Here is a 1,930-nt window from a genome sequence, read left to right as displayed (position 1 = left end):
CCCAACTTCAACAGTGATCCGGGGGTCCGGCGCGGCCGGTTATTGATTTTATTGAACTTTTTCGTCCAAATTTTGGGGACAGCCCGAATCCTGGTGCCACGCGGGATCTCAGAATAAGCTTTTACATTGACTTAGGACGGTATAGGCTGGTGTCCTCTATGGGGAGGCCGGCATGTTCTTCCGTCTGAAGGTCAGTGGGGCGCGGCGATACCTGCAGATCGTCGAGAACCAGTGGGTCGACGGGCGCGCATGCCAGCGGGTCGTCGCCACGGTCGGGCGGTTGGATCACCTTGCCGCCAGTGGCGCCCTGGATGCGCTGCTGGCGTCGGGCGCCCGGTTTTCCGAACAGGCGGTCCTGCTGTCGAAGCTGACCGATCCAGACGCCGCCCCACACCTCGGCACCAAACGCATCGGCGCCCCGCTGATCTTCGGCCGCCTGTGGGAGGAGACCGGCTGTCAGGCGGTCATCGAACAGGCGCTGTCCACGCGCGGGTTCGAGTTCCCGGTCGAGCGCGCTGTCTTCACGGCCGTCCTGCACCGGATCATGGTCTCTGGCTCGGATCGGGCCTGCGAGCAGTGGATGGACGACTACGACATTGCCGGCACCGACGGGCTGGCCCTGCATCACTTCTACCGGGCCATGGCCTGGCTGGGCGAGGAGTTGCCCGAGGACCGCCAAGCCCACGCCACACCCTTCGCCCCGCGCACGCTCAAGGACGAGATCGAGGAGGCCCTGTTCGAACGCGGCCGCGACCTGTTCAGCGACCTCAGCGTGGTGTTCATGGACACCACGTCGCTGTCCTTCACCGGCGCCGGCGGCGAGACCCTGGGCAAGCGGGGCCATTCCAAGGACCATCGGCCGGATCTGAACCAGATGATCCTAGCCGTGGTCATCGACGGCGACGGCCGGCCGGTCTGCTCGGAGATGGCGCCGGGCAACACGGCCGACGTCACCGTGCTGCTGCCGATCGTCGATCGCCTGCGTCACCGCTTCAAAATCGGCCGGGTCTGTGTGGTGGCGGATCGCGGCATGATCTCGGAGGCCACCATCGCCGCCCTGGAGGAACGCGCCCTGGAGTACGTGCTGGGTGTGCGCGAGCGCATCGACAGGCGTGTGCGCGACCATGTGCTGGATGACCCGGCGCCCTTCACGCCCCTGCTAATCGAGCGCGCGAAAGGCGAGACCCAGTTGTTCGCGAAGGAGGTCCGCGTCGACGACCGCCGCTACATCATCTGCCGCAACGAGGCCGAGGCCGAGAAGGACCGGCGCGACCGTCAGGCCATCATCGAGGGCCTGGAAAAGCAAGTGGCCAGGGGCGACAAGGCCCTGGTCGGCAACTCGGCCTACCGGCGCTATCTGCGCAAGGCCCGGCGTCAGGGCGAGGACGGACCAGAGGAGACCAGGGAGCCCGTCTTCGAGATCGACGCCGGCAAGTTGGCCGACGAGGCCCGCTATGATGGCGTCTTCGTGCTGCGCACCAACGCCCGGATCTCACCCCTGCAGGCCATGCTGCGCTACCGGGATCTGCTCCAGGTCGAGGCCGTGTTCCGCACCGCCAAGGCGCTGATGCACACCCGCCCCATCTATCATTCCTCCGACGCCGCCATCCGGGGCCACGTGTTCTGCTCCTTCCTGGCCCTGGTGCTGCGCAAGGCGTTGCAGACCCGCTGCGAGGCCGCCGGCCTGAAGCCGGAATGGGGCGATGTCCTGCGTGACCTCGACCGGCTGGAATCAGCCACAGTGACCAGCGGTGGAAAAAGCTGGACCATTCGAACCGAAGCCACCGGCACGCTGCCCGCGATCATAAAGGCCGTCGGCGTTGCCCTGCCGCCAAGGGCACGCCCGGCCGAACGCGATCCACCCTCTGCGCCGTCGCCTGCCCAACCCACACCAAAACGCCGGGGCCGACCCCGGCATGGTGCCACGCGC

At 66.8% G+C, this 1,930-nt stretch carries 1 protein-coding gene; it reads left to right on the top strand.

Annotation, left to right across the window (positions count from 1 at the left end; genetic code table 11):
- Positions 1-172: 172 nt before the first annotated feature.
- A partial coding sequence (locus Q0309_RS02440; RefSeq protein WP_299437092.1) for an IS1634 family transposase occupies positions 173-1,930 on the top strand: 1,758 nt, incomplete at its 3' end.

It is taken from the genome of uncultured Rhodospira sp. (genome assembly GCF_937138205.1).
Lineage (GTDB): Bacteria > Pseudomonadota > Alphaproteobacteria > Rhodospirillales > Rhodospirillaceae > Rhodospira.
This window is presented reverse-complemented; position numbering and strand designations above follow the sequence as displayed.